The sequence below is a fragment of the Xylella taiwanensis genome (assembly GCF_013177435.1).
GTDB lineage: Bacteria > Pseudomonadota > Gammaproteobacteria > Xanthomonadales > Xanthomonadaceae > Xylella > Xylella taiwanensis.
Map to the genome: position 1 here is coordinate 1,773,931 of NZ_CP053627.1, position 17,398 is coordinate 1,791,328.

The following is a 17,398-nucleotide window of genomic DNA, read 5'->3' on the forward strand; positions in this document are numbered from 1 at the left end:
AGAATATCTGACGGCAACATGATCGGGAAACGCCCCAGGTTTGACCTGTTGATGACTAAGAAAGCAACACTCAAGCTAAGCAGTAGTAATCGCGAATACTTCCTCAAAAAGGGATGGCTTGCCGTACTAGAACACCTCCAGTGCCTGGAGCTGCACCTGGAATACCTGCTACCCGAAAGGAACCGAATCTCATGAACGCCACAGCAGACGATACTGTGATCGTCGCCAAGGGCTTGCTTAAGACCTATAAAAATACCGTAGCTCTTGCCGGTCTCTCGTTTCGCATTGGGCCTGGTCGCATCGTTGGCTTGATTGGCCCCAATGGCGCCGGTAAAACCACTGCACTGAAAGCAATCCTGGGCCTGACCAGCTACCAAGGTCAGTTACAAGTGCTAGGCATGGACCCATACCGGCAACGCAACACACTGATGAACGAAGTCTGCTTCATCGCCGATGTGGCGGTGCTGCCACGCTGGCTACGGGTCAATGAAGCAATCGACTTCGTGTCCGGGGTACATCCACGCTTTGACCGTACTAAGTGTGAGCGTCTCCTGGAACGCACCCAACTGCCCCGCCGAGCACGGGTGCGTGAGCTGTCCAAAGGCATGATTGTGCAATTGCATCTGGCGCTGGTGATGGCCATCGACGCACGCCTGCTGGTGCTGGACGAACCGACCTTGGGCCTGGACATCCTTTACCGTAAACAGTTCTACCGGCATTTGCAGGAATACTACTTCGACGAACGAAGAACCATCCTGATCACCACCCACCAAATCGAAGAGATCGAGCACATCCTCACCGATGTGATGTTCATCCGCGACGGCCAAATCGTACTCAATGCGGACGTAAAAAACGTAGCCAAGCGCTACACCGAAGTTTTAGTGGATAGCGACAAGCTCGACAACGCACGCGCACTGGGTCCCATCGACGAACATCACCGGTCATTGGAGAAGACAGTGATGCTGTTTGACGGCATCCCCAAAGATCAGCTCGTAGGTCTCGGTACGGCTAGTACCCCCAGCTTGGCTGACTTGTTTGTGGCCGTCATGAATGGAACCTACACATGAACGCTCTTATCCTGACTCAATTAAAAACCTTCGTATGGCTGCTCAAGCGGGAATATTGGGAACATCGCGGCGGCTTCTTCTGGGCGCCAGTCATCACTGGAGCGATTGCCGTATTTTTCGCCATACTCGGTACAGTGATCGGTGTGGTTAATACCCGCGGCCTCACAAACATCAGTCATCCGGAGAGTTACCAGCAGTTCCTCGGCATCACGGGCGACATCCTAATACTGAGCAGCATCGGTTTAACCAGTTTGGTACTCACCTTCTCCATGCTTTTCTATGCACTGGGCAGCCTGCACAGCGACCGCCATGACCGCACCATACTGTTCTGGAAGTCGCTGCCGATCTCCGACACCCAAACAGTGCTGTCTAAAGCCGCATGGGCTCTGCTGCCAGGGCCACTGATCTCCGTGGCCATTGGACTGGTGATCGGGCTGGCGCTACTCCTGGTGGCGACCGGCGGCCTGCTGGCCGTAGGGGAAACGTATCCATGGGCGATGATCACTCACTCGCATCCATTTCAGATTTTGTCGTCGCTGCTGAACATCATCCCGATACAGCTGCTGTGGTCGCTGCCGACAATAGGTTGGCTGATGTTCTGCTCAGCATGGGCCAGAACAAAACCGTTCTTGTGGGCATTCCTGCTACCGATACTGAGCTGCATAATGATCACCATCCTGGAAGCAATGCCGGGTGTCCGCCTGCCTTTGTTTAATATTTGGTACATGCTCGTCTACCGTGGGCTACTCAGCATCGTTCCCCTCAGCTGGTGGCCACAGAAAGTGAGTGAATACAACGCTTATCCCAAGCAGGACCCAGATAACTTCGTTAACTTGCTACTGCAACTGCAACCAGGCCACAACGTTCACATTTACAACAGCTCCGACCTATGGATCGGCGCATCCGTAGGTATAGCCCTCATCATCGCCGCTATCTATCTACGCCACCGCAACAACGAGCTCTGAACTTCTGTCTTAGTTGCATTCGGATCGCATAAGCGGCCTCACCCCGAGCGGCGGCTGTACCTCGGCCACATGTAAGAGGATCGACCTGGAAAAAGACAAGGCAGCGCTCGGCATGATCGGATGTCTATTCTCTTCTCAATCCTTGATGCATTAATGCCGTTGCTTATAACTGTAAAACCCCATCGAGTCACCCAAACAGGCACAGCACATCATTCCGGCGTTCGAGCATGTAACGGTGGATGGCTTGCAGGGCAGACTGCAACGCGATCAGCATGCAACCACCGGCTGACCTTGGCTGTTTCAGGATAGACAACATCACCGACCACGGTCCGGTGTAACTATCGACCATCAGGAACAGAGGCTGTTAAGCACTACTTTAAAAGTTGATGCGATGGCTGCAATACAACCTGACAATAAACATACGGCGGGCACTTGGTGAAGTTAATCCCGATACGCAGCGCGCCGCTCGCATGATCCTGCCAGACACTACACCAGCAAGCACCTTGCAGAGAACTGCTAAGTCAATACGTGCAAATGACCGACGCAGGAGTGATCAAGTAGAAAAGTTTATATCCCTGAAAACCTCAGGCGACATGGTGCAAGCGGTTTTGGAGGGGAAAGGAATGCCATCATTCCCTTAAGCGTTTCCACCCATACCGGTATCGCATTTGAGACTGTCTCCAGAGGAGAACATTCTGTTTGGAGATGCTCTTACAACATGACCTCGCCGTAAGCTTCATGCCGTTGTTTAAGTACATTCCCCATCCACAAGATATTCTTCCTACCCAGCAGTGCATTCACGCCACAGATCCCAGTCTCAATCCAAATCAGGTAGAACCCAGCGCTGCCTGTACATCGTCCTGCACCGGACCATATGCAGAGACCAACACCGACTTACAGCGCACCATCCAGCATGTGCTCTGTTCTGTCTATCGGCTCGCTCATCCTCCCCTTGCGGAAAGAGTAAAAACAATCGAACAGATACTCAGCAGCAAATCAGACGTATGTGACACTGAGCCAAGCCAGTATCAAATACTAAAGCCGCCAAAACCACTCACACGACGGTCTACAATGGCGTGCGCTTATCTGCCAAGGTACACATGAACAAGATAATGCTCCTGATACTGGCAATGCTTGCACTATCCGCCTGCGGCCAGCCAGCCACCTCACGCGCGGAACGCTCCAAACCACGCGTGGAAGTCACCAGCCAGGCCGTCATGCTACGCCGCGCACCCGCCGCCAACGCGCTCATCCTGCCAGACGGCACCCTGAAGATCGATGATATTGACTTACCACAATCACCCGCCACACGGCTCAAATTGCAGAAGCTGTTTGGACACCTGCAAATGCTGCGTCAGCAAGCGATGGAAATAACGCCACCAAACAATAGGCCAGAAACCATGCGGAACGCACTGACACTAAGTACCACACCAGAAATCGACGCACTGAAGACCGAGCTGCTACACGATATTCCATCGCTGCAACCCTACCAGGAAAGTTTCAGTACCCTGAAGGCATCGCAACGCTGAGCATCATCACAACAATCGTAAGAGGTAGCCCTTCATCGTTGCACGTCGAACCATGCTCCATCACATCTGCTGGACACACCGCCATTCACCACACATGAGATTGGATGCGTCCAGGTTAAAAGCACAGTGGCAGCAATCACCCAGCAGCCACAGCGAGACATCCTCGCAATGACACAGCCCCTGATCCATCGGAATCACCTGTCTATCAGCCGCCTCCACCGATGACATGAACCCCACCCTGAGTCAAAGCGGCCGGATCAAGTAAGCGCGCCAACTCCGCTGGATTCAGACCGCTCTCCTCGCATGCCACATCCAGCACCGGTCGATTTTCCTTGTAAGCACGCTTGGCGATCACCGCCGCCTTCTCATAGCCAATGATTGGATTCAGCGCCGTCACCAAAATCGGATTGCGCTCCAGCACCTCCTGCACTCGATCCTGACGCACCTTCAGACCAGCGATGGCTCTATCAGCCAACAGCATCACCACGTTGCCAAGCAACGTCGCCGACTCCAAAAGGTTGTAAGCGATCAGCGGCAAAGTCACATTCAACTGAAAGTTGCCACTCTGCCCAGCCACGGTCACGGCGGTATGATGGCCAATCACTTGCGAGGCCACCATCACCACGGCCTCTGGAATCACCGGATTCACCTTACCTGGCATGATCGAACTTCCCGGTTGCAATGCCGGCAGTTCGATCTCTCCCAGACCGGCAAGCGGCCCAGCGTTCATCCAGCGCAGATCGTTAGCAATCTTTATTAATGCCACGGCTAACGCGTTGAACTGACCAGATAATTCAACCGAATCGTCCTGCGTTGCCAATCCCTCAAACTTATTGGTTGCGCGCTCAAAGCGAATGTCCGTCAACGCTGACAGCACCTTCACCGCCTTGCCACCAAAGTGTGGATCGGTATTGATGCCGGTACCGATTGCGGTCCCTCCCAATGGCAGCCGACGCAACCGTTTCAGCGTGTCACCCAAACGCGCCTCCGCCGAAACAATCTGTGCCGACCACGCACTGAACTCCTGAGCGAACGTCAGCGGCATCGCATCCATCAGGTGGGTACGCCCGGTCTTCACCACGTTCTCCAAACCACGCGCACGCTTGTTAATCGTTTTGCGTAAATGCTTGAGCGCCGGCAATAACCGTTCCCGCACCGCTATCGTCGCCGAAATCCGAATCGCTGTTGGAACCACATCGTTGGAACTTTGGCCAAGGTTGACATGATCGTTAGGGTGTATGCGCTCCTTGATGGCACGTGTGGCCAGCATGGCAATCACCTCATTAGCATTCATGTTCGACGAGGTTCCCGAGCCAGTCTGGTAAACATCGACTGGAAAATGCGCGTCATAACGGCCCTCGGCCACATCCAATGCAGCCAGCTCGATCGCATGCGCCACTGACTTAGGTAACAACCCCAGCTCAGCGTTGACCTTTGCCGCAGCCGCCTTGATCAAACCCAGCGCGCGAATAAAACCGCGGGGCATTGGCCGCCCGGAAATCGGAAAATTCTCGATCGCACGCTGCGTCTGCGCACCCCACAACGCATCCGTAGGCACCTGTAGATCACCCATACTGTCGTGTTCGATTCTGTAACGCTTGCTTTTGCTCATCTGCATCTCCAGGGATCAGTGTTCCGCCTGATACGGAACCGAAAAGCGGCAAAAAACTGCACTCCAGAATTAACGGCACACCCGCAAGATACTCCCTTCATACCTTTAGACAACGTCTCTACTCCCATAGGCAGCCAACCCGGCATCCTCACGTCCTTCAGCGCCCCATCAAGCGCTATCGGCAAAACCGCGCACAGCAACCAACATGTGCACCACACGCCGCTTCGTCCCGGAGTCCGGGTGCTCTCCCTGGACTGGTGCATTCAAGGATTCTTGATAGCGCGGAGCATCCATCCCGTGAACCTCACCGTGCTGGAGCACTTTCACAACACCCTGATTGGCATGGTGTGTAGCCACTGCCACAGCGGCCCCTAAGCAGCATCACAGAACTAGAAATAGAGCATATTCCAACCAAGAACGCCAAGACAGGTGCAGCGTAGAATAGAGGTGCTCCCGCTTCCCTCAGCCACTGCCATGTCACATTTATCCCTACTTGCTTTGTCGCCACTTGATGGCCGCTATATGTCTAAAGTCGATGTATTGCGGCCCATTTTCTCCGAATACGGCTTGATCAAAGCCAGGGTGAAGGTCGAGATCGCATGGCTTCTGGCGCTGGCCGCAGAACCAAACATTGTCGAGCTGGCACCGTTCTCCGTTCCCGCACAGACACGTCTGCATGCGTTAGCCGACGGTTTGACGATTGAGCACGCCGCACGCGTGAAAGAGATTGAGCACACCACCAATCACGACGTGAAAGCAGTCGAATATTTCATCAAAGAGCAGCTTAAGGACGATGCTGAGCTCCGCCCTGGACTGGAATTCGTACATTTCGCCTGCACCAGTGAGGACATCAACAACCTGTCCTATAGCTTGATGCTGCAACAGGCCAGAGATGAGGTATTGCTCCCAACGCTGGACGGTATCACTGCACACCTGCGCAGGTTGGCCCACACTCAGGCCGCACAACCGATGCTCTCACGTACCCACGGGCAAACCGCCTCGCCCACCACACTGGGTAAGGAAATCGCCAACGTGGTGGCCCGCTTGGAACGCCAGCGCCAGCAGATCGCCGCGGTTGCGTTGAGCGGCAAGATCAACGGTGCCGTCGGCAACTACAACGCACACATGATTAGCTATCCGGAGATCCATTGGCCTGCATTCGCACAGCGTTTCGTCGAGAATCTGGGCTTGGTGTTCAACCCGTACACCACACAGATCGAACCGCACGACACCATCGCCGAGATCAGCGACGCTACTCGCCGGGCTAACACCATTCTGATCGACCTGGCACGCGATCTCTGGGGTTATATCTCATTGGGTTACTTCAAACAAAAACTGAAGGAAGGCGAAGTCGGCTCCTCAACCATGCCACACAAGGTCAACCCCATCGACTTCGAAAACGCCGAAGGTAATTTTGGCCTGGCCAACGCACTATTCGAGCATTTCTCGGCCAAGTTACCGATCAGCCGCTGGCAGCGTGACCTCACCGACTCCACCGTACTACGCGCGCTCGGCACCGCGTTCGGCCATACCCAGGTTGCTTTAGATTCTTTAAACAAAGGGCTGCACAAGCTCAGTGCGAATCCAGAACGCATCGACGCCGACCTCGACGCCGCATGGGAAGTACTGGCCGAAGCAGTACAGACAACGATGCGCCGTCACAGCCTATCCAACCCTTACGAGCAACTTAAAGCCCTGACTCGTGGTCAGGGCATCACCGCCAACTCGATGCGCGCTTTCATCGAAACACTGGATCTGCCCACCGCAGCCAAGCAGCGCCTGCATGATTTAACTCCTAAAGCTTATATCGGCCTGGCTAAGCAGCTGGCACTTAACATCTAAGTCATCTCCAGGAACGTGAACCCTGCTTCCGCCCCATTGATGCGTCCTTCGCCGACACATTGCAAAGTCAGCTTGGTCTGTACCAGAGAAAATCTGGTATGCAACATCATCTGGAACCACGTCGTCACATAGAGTCAATCCTTCTCAACCACAATCGAGGATGTTCTGGAGACGTCACCTGAAAGACAGTGAGCCCCATATTGATCAATGAAGTGAAACGGATTTTTTCAGAGTATTCTCGCCGCACATCACATATGTGCCCCATCCATCAATGATTAGAAAGCTGCAATGCGCCGAACACACCGCACAACATGCACAACACACTCTGATTTTTAAGCAGGTTGCCCAAAAAATTGGCGGACACACCCCAAGCACCTGGTCGACTGCACCGCTCCAAGTCACAGTCACAGCCACAACAGATCATCGACCGCAACGATGAGTGCACTCTTCCTACGATGGAGATGCTCAACAGCAGAACGAGCATCTCTGTACAACAACATAGACATCTTCACGGGGCACATCATTCCGCCGTCCCATTTCAAATCCAACACAGATGAAACGTTCCGCACCTTTATTTCCCTTTGAAATTCAAGCTACCGATCAATACCCGTTAGGGATACTGCCCGAGGATTTCCTGCACAACTATTGGCACAAACGCCCGCTCCTGATCCGCAACGCGTTTCCTGACTTCCACAACCCAGTGACCCCCGAGGATCTCGCCGGCCTCGCCTGTGAGGAAGATGTCCTGTCCCGTCTGATCCGCCACGACCGCAACACCGGCGCCTGGGAGGTGCGTAACGGACCTTTCCAGGAAGAGGAATTTCCCGGGCTACCCGACCATGACTGGACCCTGCTGGTCCAGGATGTCGATAAGTGGGACCCGGATGTGCACGCGCTCCTGGAACATTTCCGCTTTCTGCCACGCTGGCGCATTGATGACATCATGATCAGTTTCGCCACCACCAACGGCTCGGTCGGTGCCCATGTCGACCACTACGACGTCTTCCTGCTACAGGGCCAGGGACACCGCCGCTGGCAAATCGACGCCAGCGTGACCATGGGCCACAAGGCACCGCCGCTGGATTTTCGCAACGATGTAGATATCAAGCTACTGCGCCACTTTGACCCAACCCACGAATGGGTGCTGGCACCAGGTGACATGCTCTACCTGCCGCCACTAGTGCCACACCACGGGATCGCTGAGGATCCATGTTTGACGTACTCGGTAGGCATGCGTGCGCCATCCTCGGCCGAGCTGGTCAGCGACTGGCTGGACACGTTGATCAGCGATGCCGACGAAACGGTGCGTTACCACGACGCAGACCTCAAGCGACCCAATGACCCGTACGAAATCGACGCAGCGGCTATGCATCGTGCGATCACGGCCCTGAACGCCTTGAGGATGCACGACGACCCGGACCGGCTCGGCAGCTGGTTCGGTCGTTTCATCACCACTTACCGCACCTCCAACACCATCGCACCTTACACCACGACACCACACCGCGAGACGTTAGAACATGCCCTCGCCGCCGGTGGCGATCTGATACGCCACCCGTGGTCGCGTACAGCCTGGTGCCATGCCACACGTGGTGCCAAGTTATTCTGCAGCGGTCTGGAATTCACACTCACATGTCAGGATGCACAACGCTTAGCCGCAGCCGAACGGGTCGACATCCACACCTACACACAACTCTCCGATCGTGGCCGCACAGCATTACTCAACCTAGTGGCCCAGGGTCACTACCACATGGATGACAACACCCCGGACAAAGACGCAAACAACCAGGAGGCATCCTCCTCAACGCTCTGCCCCTAACCATCGTTTGTATCCCCATGCCACCCATTGTGCTGAGCCTGTCTCTGAACCACAGCGATGACCATTGCCATGATGCAACCACTGGCATGGTTGCACGGTCATACCCCGCTACATTTAGAGTCATGTATCCACACACAAGACACCTCATGTAGCATTAGCGCAATATGGTTTGCGCAAGCCGGCAAGGCTGATCCTCACCTTAAGAATCAGTCCACGATATCCGGGCATCGCGCTCTAACCACAGGTCAAACGTCACTGCAATGGATCATGTGCTATATGCGTCATCAGGCTCTCTTTATCTGATACTTGGCTATTAAAACAGGCTGGCATCTTCGTTCCCTGATACATTCCACCATCCGTTGGTTTGTATATCGCATTTCATCAACTGCTTCTGCATCAGGGGAACAATGCTGCGCAGATCATCGCAAACCCCTCCAATGGGGTAACCGTTGCTCTCAAAAAATCAGATCAAATTCAAACCATCCAAGGTATAGCGGCGCATTGAAACTCTCGATTTTTCCAAGTCATTAGGGCACTGGCGACGTAACGACACTGTCACATTGAAGATGGCTGTGTACTCGAACTCAGTCCAAACTTGGTATCCATTGATCGAATCATGATGCTCTTTCGATGGATATATTCGGATTTGATCCTGGCTAGGCCTAAAGTCATGTTACCTGCGTCTCTATATTGCTCCACTGTGAAAGCTTAAAGAATACGGCGTGAAAGGTGCCCCACATCAGTAGACTTCACACTGCAAGCTCAATGATCCGTCCGCCAATGCCCTGAGATCTCGCTATTGCATATGCAAGATACATACGATGCACAGTCTCAGCGGCAACATAAAGATGCAGTCCAACGCACCAACCTGCTGCATCAGAAAAACACTTAAGCCTCCGACGATCCCAAGCAACATGGGGCCAGTAAGTGACCGACCCCAAAAGCATCTGTAGGCTGGAACGTCCCACTGTGCTCCGGAAAACACAAGCAACCGCCAAGAAACAGGTAAGTCAACAACCTCGACAACCCACTGAAACGTATCCAGGGCAGTATCCTGACTTCATGATGAAGAGATCCGATTTCGATTGCTCGAACACCAGTTCTAGCACGTCAAAATAAACAGCCGATACCAAGTAAAAAGCATTGCGCAGCTGAATACCCTTTAGATGCGCGCTGCTCTATAAGCGGCTGACACACAGCATTAACGACAGGGAAGCAAAGCCTATGTGCACCTGAAACGCATTTAAATAGTGTCAGCAACAGCGTTGGAATCCGCACGCATACGGTGCCAAAGGCCGCCACAACCATTTGTTGTTGAGCAATGAGTCAGCCACACATGCAGCGTCGTACTGCTACACAGGGACTTTGTCCAAAACATCGCTAGAGACGGCACAATCGTATCGAAAATGTCACGCACTGCCGCTCATCACACCTAAATATCCCAACAAACCCGAGTACGTACACGTTGAACGTGTCCTGAGAAATTAAGTCAGGAACAAAATGCCTTGGCGGAACGTGTAAGTACACCTCCTTAAGGATTCATAGGGTTATAATTTCGACAATGACTCAAGGGCATCGCCCAGACATATCCGTGCATCGCGGACGTAGCCAACCCCATCGACCCGACTGACCATCGTGGACAATCTAATCAAGCAGTTTACCCAATCTTCCCCTCTCGCCGGCGGCAATGCCGCCTACATTGAAGATCTTTACGAGCAATACCTCGTCTCGCCCAATAGCGTCGATCCCAAGTGGAAAACTTACTTTGACGGCTTCAAAGGGCGCGATGCTGGTGACATCCCACACTCAGCGGTCATCGCTCACATCGCCGACACAGCCAAGCAAGCTGTCAAAACCGGGACCAGCCAGGGCCCGGATGACGAGCGTGAACGTAACATCGGTCGTCTCATCACCGCTTATCGCTCACGTGGCCATCTGGGTGCTCGAATCGATCCACTGGCTCTGACTCTGCCAATCAACCCGCCTGATCTGGATCTACCATTTCATGATCTGTCACAAGCCGATCTCAACAGTGAATTCAGCACTGGCGGCATCGGTGGCCAACCACGGATGAAGCTGCGGGATCTGCTCGCACACTTAAAAGCAACCTACACCGACACCATCGGCACAGAATTCATGCATATCCCTGAATTCGAGCAGCGCCAGTGGATCTATCGGCGCCTGGAAAATCTCGGTGGCAAGATTGCTGGTAACGCAGCCAGCCGCAAACGTACCCTAGAACGTCTGACTGCCGCAGAGGGCCTGGAACGTTATCTGCACACTAAGTATGTCGGCCAGAAACGCTTCTCACTCGAAGGCGGCGATGCATTGATTCCGCTGCTGGACGCGGTCGTACGTCAAGCTGGGCATAATGATGTCAAAGACATCGTGATCGGTATGGCCCACCGCGGCCGGTTGAACGTGCTGGTCAATACTTTAGGCAAGAATCCACGCAAACTGTTCGACGAATTTGAGGGCAAGTTCGAGCACGTCCATGACAACCGCGCTCACACCGGGGACGTGAAATACCACATGGGCTTCTCGGCCGACATCGCCGTCGGCGATGGCAAGCAGATACATTTGGCGCTCGCCTTCAATCCATCGCACCTTGAAATCGTTGATCCGGTCGTCGCCGGTTCGGTACGTTCGCGCCAGGAGCGCTTCGGCGACACCGAACGCAAAAGTGTGCTACCGATCTTGATCCATGGCGACGCTGCATTCGCCGGCCAAGGTGTGGTCATGGAACTATTCCAGATGTCGCAGGCACGTGGCTTCGCCGTCGGCGGCACTCTGCATGTGGTGATCAATAATCAAATCGGCTTCACGACCAGTGCGCGCGATGATGCCCGCTCCACCCTGTACTGCACCGATGTCGCCAAAATGATTGGTGCGCCGGTATTCCACGTCAACGGTGACGATCCAGACGCCGTCGTTTTCGTCGCGCAATTAGCCTATGAGTTCCGCCAGCAATTCAAGAAAGACGTCGTCATTGACCTAGTTTGCTACCGCCGTTGGGGACACAATGAAGCAGACGAGCCGGCCGCAACGCAACCAGTGATGTACCAGGCCATCCGGAAGCACCAAACCACCCGCGAGCTTTACGCAACCAAACTGGAGAGCGAAGGAGTCATTTCAGCAGACGAGGCCAAGGCAATGGTAGACAACTACCGCGCCAAACTGGACTCAGGGGAATTCACCACTGAACTTGCCAGCAAACACACTGATGAATTCGTGATCGACTGGTCCAAGTACTTGTCCGGCAAGCTGGACGACACCGTCAAGACAAATGTCAAGCGTCAGACGCTGAACCAGTTAGCCGCGCTCATCAATACCATCCCAACCGATGTGGAATTGCACCCGCGGGTCGCCAAGATCTATGAAGACCGCATGAAAATGGCTGTTGGTGAGCAGCCGTGCGACTGGGGCTTCGCCGAAAACTTGGCCTATGCCACGTTGCTGGTTGAAGGCCACAAGCTACGCTTGGTCGGCCAAGACGCTGGGCGCGGCACCTTCTTCCACCGCCATGCAATCCTGCACGATCAAAAAACCGACAGCTATTATCTGCCACTGCGCCAATTAGTCGACAACCCCGACGACGCCACGGTGATCGACTCGTTGCTCAGCGAAGAAGCCGTCATGGGGTTCGAGTATGGTTACTCGACCACCGATCCCAACGCGCTGTGTATCTGGGAAGCCCAGTTCGGCGATTTCGCCAACGGTGCCCAAGTCGTCATTGACCAATTCATTGCTGCCGGTGAGGCCAAATGGGGGCGCATCAGCGGCCTGTCGCTATTCTTACCACACGGTTATGAAGGCCAAGGTCCGGAGCACAGTTCCGCACGTTTAGAACGTTTCCTACAATTGTGTGCACTGGAAAATATGCTGGTCTGCGTACCCACCACTCCAGCACAGGCATTTCACATGATCCGTCGGCAAATGCGCATGTCCACGCGGAAACCGTTGGTTGTCATGACACCTAAATCACTGCTACGCCACAAGCTCGCGGTATCCACTTTGGACGAGCTGGCTCACGGTGAGTTCCAACACATGATCCCAGACCATGCGGCTGACCCCAAGCACGTCAAGCGCATCGTCGTATGTGCCGGCAAGGTCTATTACGACCTATTAGAAAACCAGCAAAAACGAAGCCAAAACGACGTAGCGATCGTACGTATCGAGCAGTTGTATCCGTTCCCGCGTGTGTTGCTGGCCAACGAACTGAAACGCTTCAACAAGGCTACCGACGTAGTGTGGTGCCAGGAAGAACCGCAAAACCAGGGCGCGTGGTATCAGATCAAGCATCACCTGCAAGCCGTACTGGCTGATGGCCAGGCGCTGCACTATGCCGGTCGTCCTCGTTCCCCATCTCCAGCCGCCGGGCACATGGCCGAACATATGCTCGAACAACAAAACCTGGTGGCCGATGCACTGTTGAATCCATTAAACGATCACGTCACTGAATAACCATTCTTCCGAGAACAAGAATCCTTAGGACACATCCCGAATGACCATCGAAGTTAAAGTCCCGGTATTACCTGAATCCGTTTCAGACGCCACCATTGCCAGCTGGCACAAGAAAGCCGGTGAGATGGTCAAACGCGATGAGAATATAGTCGATCTGGAAACCGACAAAGTTGTACTGGAAGTCCCTTCACCCGTCGACGGCGTGCTGAAGGAAATCAAGTTCGACACCGGCAGCACTGTCACCAGCAATCAGATTCTGGCCATCATTGAAGAAGGTCACACCGTTGCCGCACCACCTGCGATGCTCGATCAGAAACCGGTGACCCCATCCGCTCCGGCGGCTCAATCCAGCGTTACCAGTCTCCCTCCAGGCGCTCGTTTCTCAGCAATGACCGAAGGGATCGATCCAACACAGATCGAAGGGAGTGGACGCCGTGGTGCAGTCACCAAAGAAGACATCATCAATTTTGCTAAGCAAAGTGGAGTCGCCCGCACGAGTGGTACACGTGTAGAAGAGCGCGTCCCAATGACCCGTATCCGGCAACGCATCGCCGAACGCCTCATGCAGTCGAAGCACTCCACTGCAATGTTGACGACATTCAACGAAATCAACCTAGCCAAGGTCTCCGCCACCCGCAAAGAGTTGCAAGATGAATTCCAGAAAGCTCACGGTATCAAATTGGGCTTCATGAGCTTCTTCGTGAAAGCGGCCGCCAATGCACTGCAACGCTTCCCGTTGGTCAACGCCTCGATCGATGGTACAGACATCATCTACCACGGCTACAGCGATATTTCGATCGCGGTATCCACTGACAAGGGCTTAGTCACGCCGGTACTGCGCAACGTCGAACGGATGTCTTTCGCCGACATTGAGCATCGCATCGCTGATTACGCCAAGAAAGCCCGCGACGGCAAACTAAGCCTAGAAGAATTGCAGGGTGGCACCTTCACTGTGACCAACGGTGGCACCTTCGGCTCGCTGCTCTCGACCCCCATCGTTAACCCGCCACAAAGCGCGATTTTGGGGATGCATGCGATCAAGGAGCGCCCAATCGCTGAAAACGGCCAAATTGTGATTGCACCGATGATGTATGTGGCGCTGTCATATGACCACCGCATCATTGATGGCAAGGATTCGGTTCAGTTCTTAGTAGACATCAAAAATCAGTTGGAAACACCCGGACGGATGCTATTCGACTTATAAGGAAGGCACTAAAACATGGATGGAACATCGATCGCACTCATTAGTACTACAGTCATCGCAATAGCAACCGTCGTCGCCGCACTCATCAATACCTTTGGTCAAATCAAAGTCTCACGTGAAAGCGAAGCAAAGGAAAAATTGAGAGACGACCTTGATCGACTCAAGACCGAAAACGAATGTCTGTGAAAGAATCTGATGTACTCACTGCGTCAATGTGCCGGCTACCATCAGCTAGAAGACATATATTTCAAGCGGCTCCATCCTAATGAGACTGATAGAAAGAAATCTCTTTATCGCCAGGATGCAGAGGATCAATGTGGCATTTATCCGCGAATGAGTAGAAAAAAATGCAAAGAGTACGCAGACAACATAGAGAGCGGTCAAAGCTGTCTACTCATTGACGTTGCGATCACACAAGAACAGGAAAAAACCAATGAGTGAACACTACGACGTCATCGTTATCGGAGCCGGTCCGGCTGGCTATCATGCTGCAATCCGCGCAGCCCAACTGGGTATGAAGGTCGCTTGCGTCGATGCAGCACTCGGCAAGGACGGTAAACCCGCCCTAGGCGGCACCTGTCTGCGTGTGGGATGTATCCCGTCCAAAGCACTGCTCGACTCCTCCCGCCAATACTGGAACATGGGACATCTGTTCAACGAACATGGCATCAGTTTCAAAGATGCCAAAATCGATGTCGCAACGATGATTGCTCGCAAAGACAAAATCGTGAAACAGTTCACGGGCGGTATCGCAATGCTATTCAAAGCAAATAAGATCACTCCCTACTATGGATTTGCCCAATTGCAACCTGGCAACTTGGTCAAAGTGAAACAACATGAGGGTCATGAAGTCGAACTGAAAGGCGCCAACGTGATCCTGGCAGCCGGCTCAGATTCAATTGAGCTGCCATTTGCAAAGTTCGACGGTGAAACGATTGTGGACAATAGCGGTGCACTGGACTTCACCAAAGTCCCAAGGCGCTTGGCAGTGATCGGTGCCGGTGTGATCGGCCTGGAATTAGGTAGCGTATGGAAGCGCCTCGGTGCAGAAGTCACCATTCTTGAAGCACTGCCAAATTTTCTAGCCGCCGCTGACGCCGAGGTTGCCAAAACCGCCGCCAAAGAATTCAAGCAACAGGGGTTGGACATCAAGCTCGGCGCCAAGGTCTCCCGAACCGAAGTCACAAGTAAAAACAACAAAAAGGAAGTCATCGTTACCTACACCGATACCTCCGGCGAGCAGACACTCACTGTAGACAAACTGTTAGTGGCTGTAGGCCGCAAGGCCGCCACCAAAGGCTTGCTTGCAGATGGCACGGGTATACAGCTCAACGAGCGTGGCCAGATCGTGGTGGACGAACACTGTCACACCGGTATTGACGGTATCTGGGCCATTGGCGACTGCGTACGCGGCCCGATGTTGGCTCACAAGAGCTTCGATGAGGGTATCGCAGTCGCCGAATTGATCGCCGGCCTGCCAGGCCATGTAAACTTTGAGACCATCCCATGGGTGATCTATACCGAACCAGAAATTGCCTGGGTCGGTAAAACTGAACAGCAACTCAAAGCAGACAACATTCCGTACAAAACTGGCTCGTTCCCGTTCGCAGCGGTCGGACGAGCCGTCGCAATGGGAGAACCGTCCGGTTTTGTGAAAGTCCTGGCACATGCTGAAACCGACCGCGTGCTGGGTTTACATCTGATCGGTGTTAACGTCTCCGAATTAGTACACGAAGGGGTGTTGACTATGGAATTCAGCGGCTCGGCTGACGATCTAGCCCGCATCTGCCACGCCCATCCAACCTTATCGGAAGCAATTCACGACGCGGCCATGGCGGTCAGCAAACGCGCAATCCATAAAGCAAACTGATCTCCCCCAAGTATCTCCTCATCAGGCATCGCTCTACAGACTCCCGAGCGATGCCTTTTTGTTTTTATCTAACCCCTGTGCATCTGTGTCCCATAGCCTCCGATACTCCTAAGCTGTAAGGATGGAGCGCATCCTTCGGAGCGAAGCTGAAGAAATATAAATTAATAGTGATCGCTCAATAGATCCACTAAGACGCAATGCTGGGACTGCACGAACAAAAAATAGCCATCTCTGCTCAGCAAGAATGAGATCTACTGACTGCATTCAGCAGAGCTGGACGGGTATTTGGGCAACGGAATTGTACGGGAACGAGCAAGCACAAACGTCATGGATTGTTAGTGCTCGGGGATAGCTGCCATGCAACGAGATAGCTAAAGAGCCCCTGATCATTGAAGACAGCGCACGCGTGGGGCGACCTTTCCTGTTACTAAATTCAGACAACAAACCGCTGTTTATCAGTAATCACTCCATCCGACTGACGCACTACAGCGCACTGCAACAATCAAGCATTCTCAGTGCTACTAACAATGGCCACCCTGCTATCACTGGATACTATTTCAGCTCGGCAGCAATCACACTTACCATCCATGACAAGCAACGCAACAGAGATTCCCAAGATGGCTATGAAGGATAGAAAAGAACTAAAAAAAGAAATGTGTTAATGAATAGAATATCTGCCCGGCTACTCTGATAGTAAATACGAATTGCTCAGGCACCGTAAAGCAATAATCAGTACCCGAAAAAATAAATGCACGCCATGACTGGACAGCATTTCCAACAGTCCGATAACGACTCGCGTTCCTCAGAAAAAAAGCGCAATCATTAAAGGAGATTACTAGTTTAAACAACTTAACTTAAGAAGCACTACCAAGATTTCAAAAAACTGTTTTATATTCATATTCAAACAAACGCACTGTACGCCTCAGAAAATTTACTCAGTAAACTCTATTACATTGACACACAAAAATTAAATAAACGTGGATTCATAGCTACTCAGTAATACGCTGATTATTAATTGGCAGATTTTTT

General features: G+C 53.1%; 11 protein-coding genes. 9 read left to right on the forward strand and 2 right to left on the reverse strand.

Annotated features, from left to right (window positions below):
• Window positions 1-51: 51 nt before the first annotated feature.
• From PLS229_RS07700 to PLS229_RS07710, 3 genes are read left to right on the forward strand one after another with little or no spacing between them, the layout of a single operon-like run.
• Complete coding sequence (locus PLS229_RS07700; protein WP_160199330.1) at window positions 52-195, forward strand: hypothetical protein; 144 nt, start codon at window positions 52-54, stop codon at window positions 193-195.
• Window positions 192-1,067, forward strand: a complete 876-nt coding sequence (locus tag PLS229_RS07705; protein WP_038272536.1) for an ABC transporter ATP-binding protein — start codon at window positions 192-194, stop codon at window positions 1,065-1,067. The genes PLS229_RS07700 and PLS229_RS07705 overlap by 4 nt, the downstream gene beginning before the upstream one ends.
• Entirely contained in the window at window positions 1,064-2,032 is a 969-nt protein-coding gene (locus tag PLS229_RS07710; RefSeq protein ID WP_038272533.1) for a hypothetical protein, read from the forward strand. The genes PLS229_RS07705 and PLS229_RS07710 overlap by 4 nt, the downstream gene beginning before the upstream one ends.
• A gap of 187 nt (window positions 2,033-2,219) precedes the next feature.
• Here the strand turns inward: PLS229_RS07710 and PLS229_RS12475 are convergent, their stop codons facing one another.
• Window positions 2,220-2,351: a hypothetical protein gene (locus tag PLS229_RS12475; RefSeq protein WP_267903155.1), complete on the reverse strand. Its 132-nt coding sequence runs from the start codon at window positions 2,349-2,351 to the stop codon at window positions 2,220-2,222.
• A 781-nt stretch (window positions 2,352-3,132) separates the two neighbouring features.
• Between PLS229_RS12475 and PLS229_RS07715 the strand changes: the two genes are divergently transcribed.
• On the forward strand, window positions 3,133-3,561 hold the full coding sequence (locus PLS229_RS07715) for a hypothetical protein (RefSeq protein WP_038272529.1): 429 nt from the start codon (window positions 3,133-3,135) through the stop codon (window positions 3,559-3,561).
• A gap of 205 nt (window positions 3,562-3,766) precedes the next feature.
• On the opposite strand, the gene PLS229_RS07720 is transcribed toward PLS229_RS07715, so the two are convergent.
• Window positions 3,767-5,173, reverse strand: a complete 1,407-nt coding sequence (locus PLS229_RS07720) for a class II fumarate hydratase (protein WP_038272527.1) — start codon at window positions 5,171-5,173, stop codon at window positions 3,767-3,769.
• A gap of 474 nt (window positions 5,174-5,647) precedes the next feature.
• On the opposite strand from PLS229_RS07720, the gene purB reads away from it, so the two are divergent.
• The 5 genes from purB to lpdA all read left to right on the forward strand — a co-directional run bounded on the left by purB (window position 5,648) and on the right by lpdA (window position 16,369).
• A complete protein-coding gene (purB, locus tag PLS229_RS07725; RefSeq protein ID WP_038272523.1) occupies window positions 5,648-7,015 on the forward strand; it encodes an adenylosuccinate lyase in 1,368 nt (455 codons plus the stop codon).
• Between the two features lie 553 nt (window positions 7,016-7,568).
• Window positions 7,569-8,831, forward strand: a complete 1,263-nt coding sequence (locus PLS229_RS07730; RefSeq protein ID WP_038272522.1) for a ribosomal protein uL16 3-hydroxylase — start codon at window positions 7,569-7,571, stop codon at window positions 8,829-8,831.
• Between the two features lie 1,635 nt (window positions 8,832-10,466).
• A complete protein-coding gene (locus PLS229_RS07735) occupies window positions 10,467-13,295 on the forward strand; it encodes a 2-oxoglutarate dehydrogenase E1 component (protein ID WP_114867160.1) in 2,829 nt (942 codons plus the stop codon).
• 40 nt (window positions 13,296-13,335) lie between these two features.
• Complete coding sequence (gene sucB, locus PLS229_RS07740) at window positions 13,336-14,499, forward strand: dihydrolipoyllysine-residue succinyltransferase (RefSeq protein WP_038272655.1); 1,164 nt, start codon at window positions 13,336-13,338, stop codon at window positions 14,497-14,499.
• A gap of 433 nt (window positions 14,500-14,932) precedes the next feature.
• Window positions 14,933-16,369 (forward strand): dihydrolipoyl dehydrogenase, encoded by a 1,437-nt coding sequence (lpdA, locus tag PLS229_RS07745; RefSeq protein ID WP_038272654.1) that lies wholly within the window; start codon window positions 14,933-14,935, stop codon window positions 16,367-16,369.
• The last annotated feature ends 1,029 nt before the right edge of the window (window positions 16,370-17,398 follow it).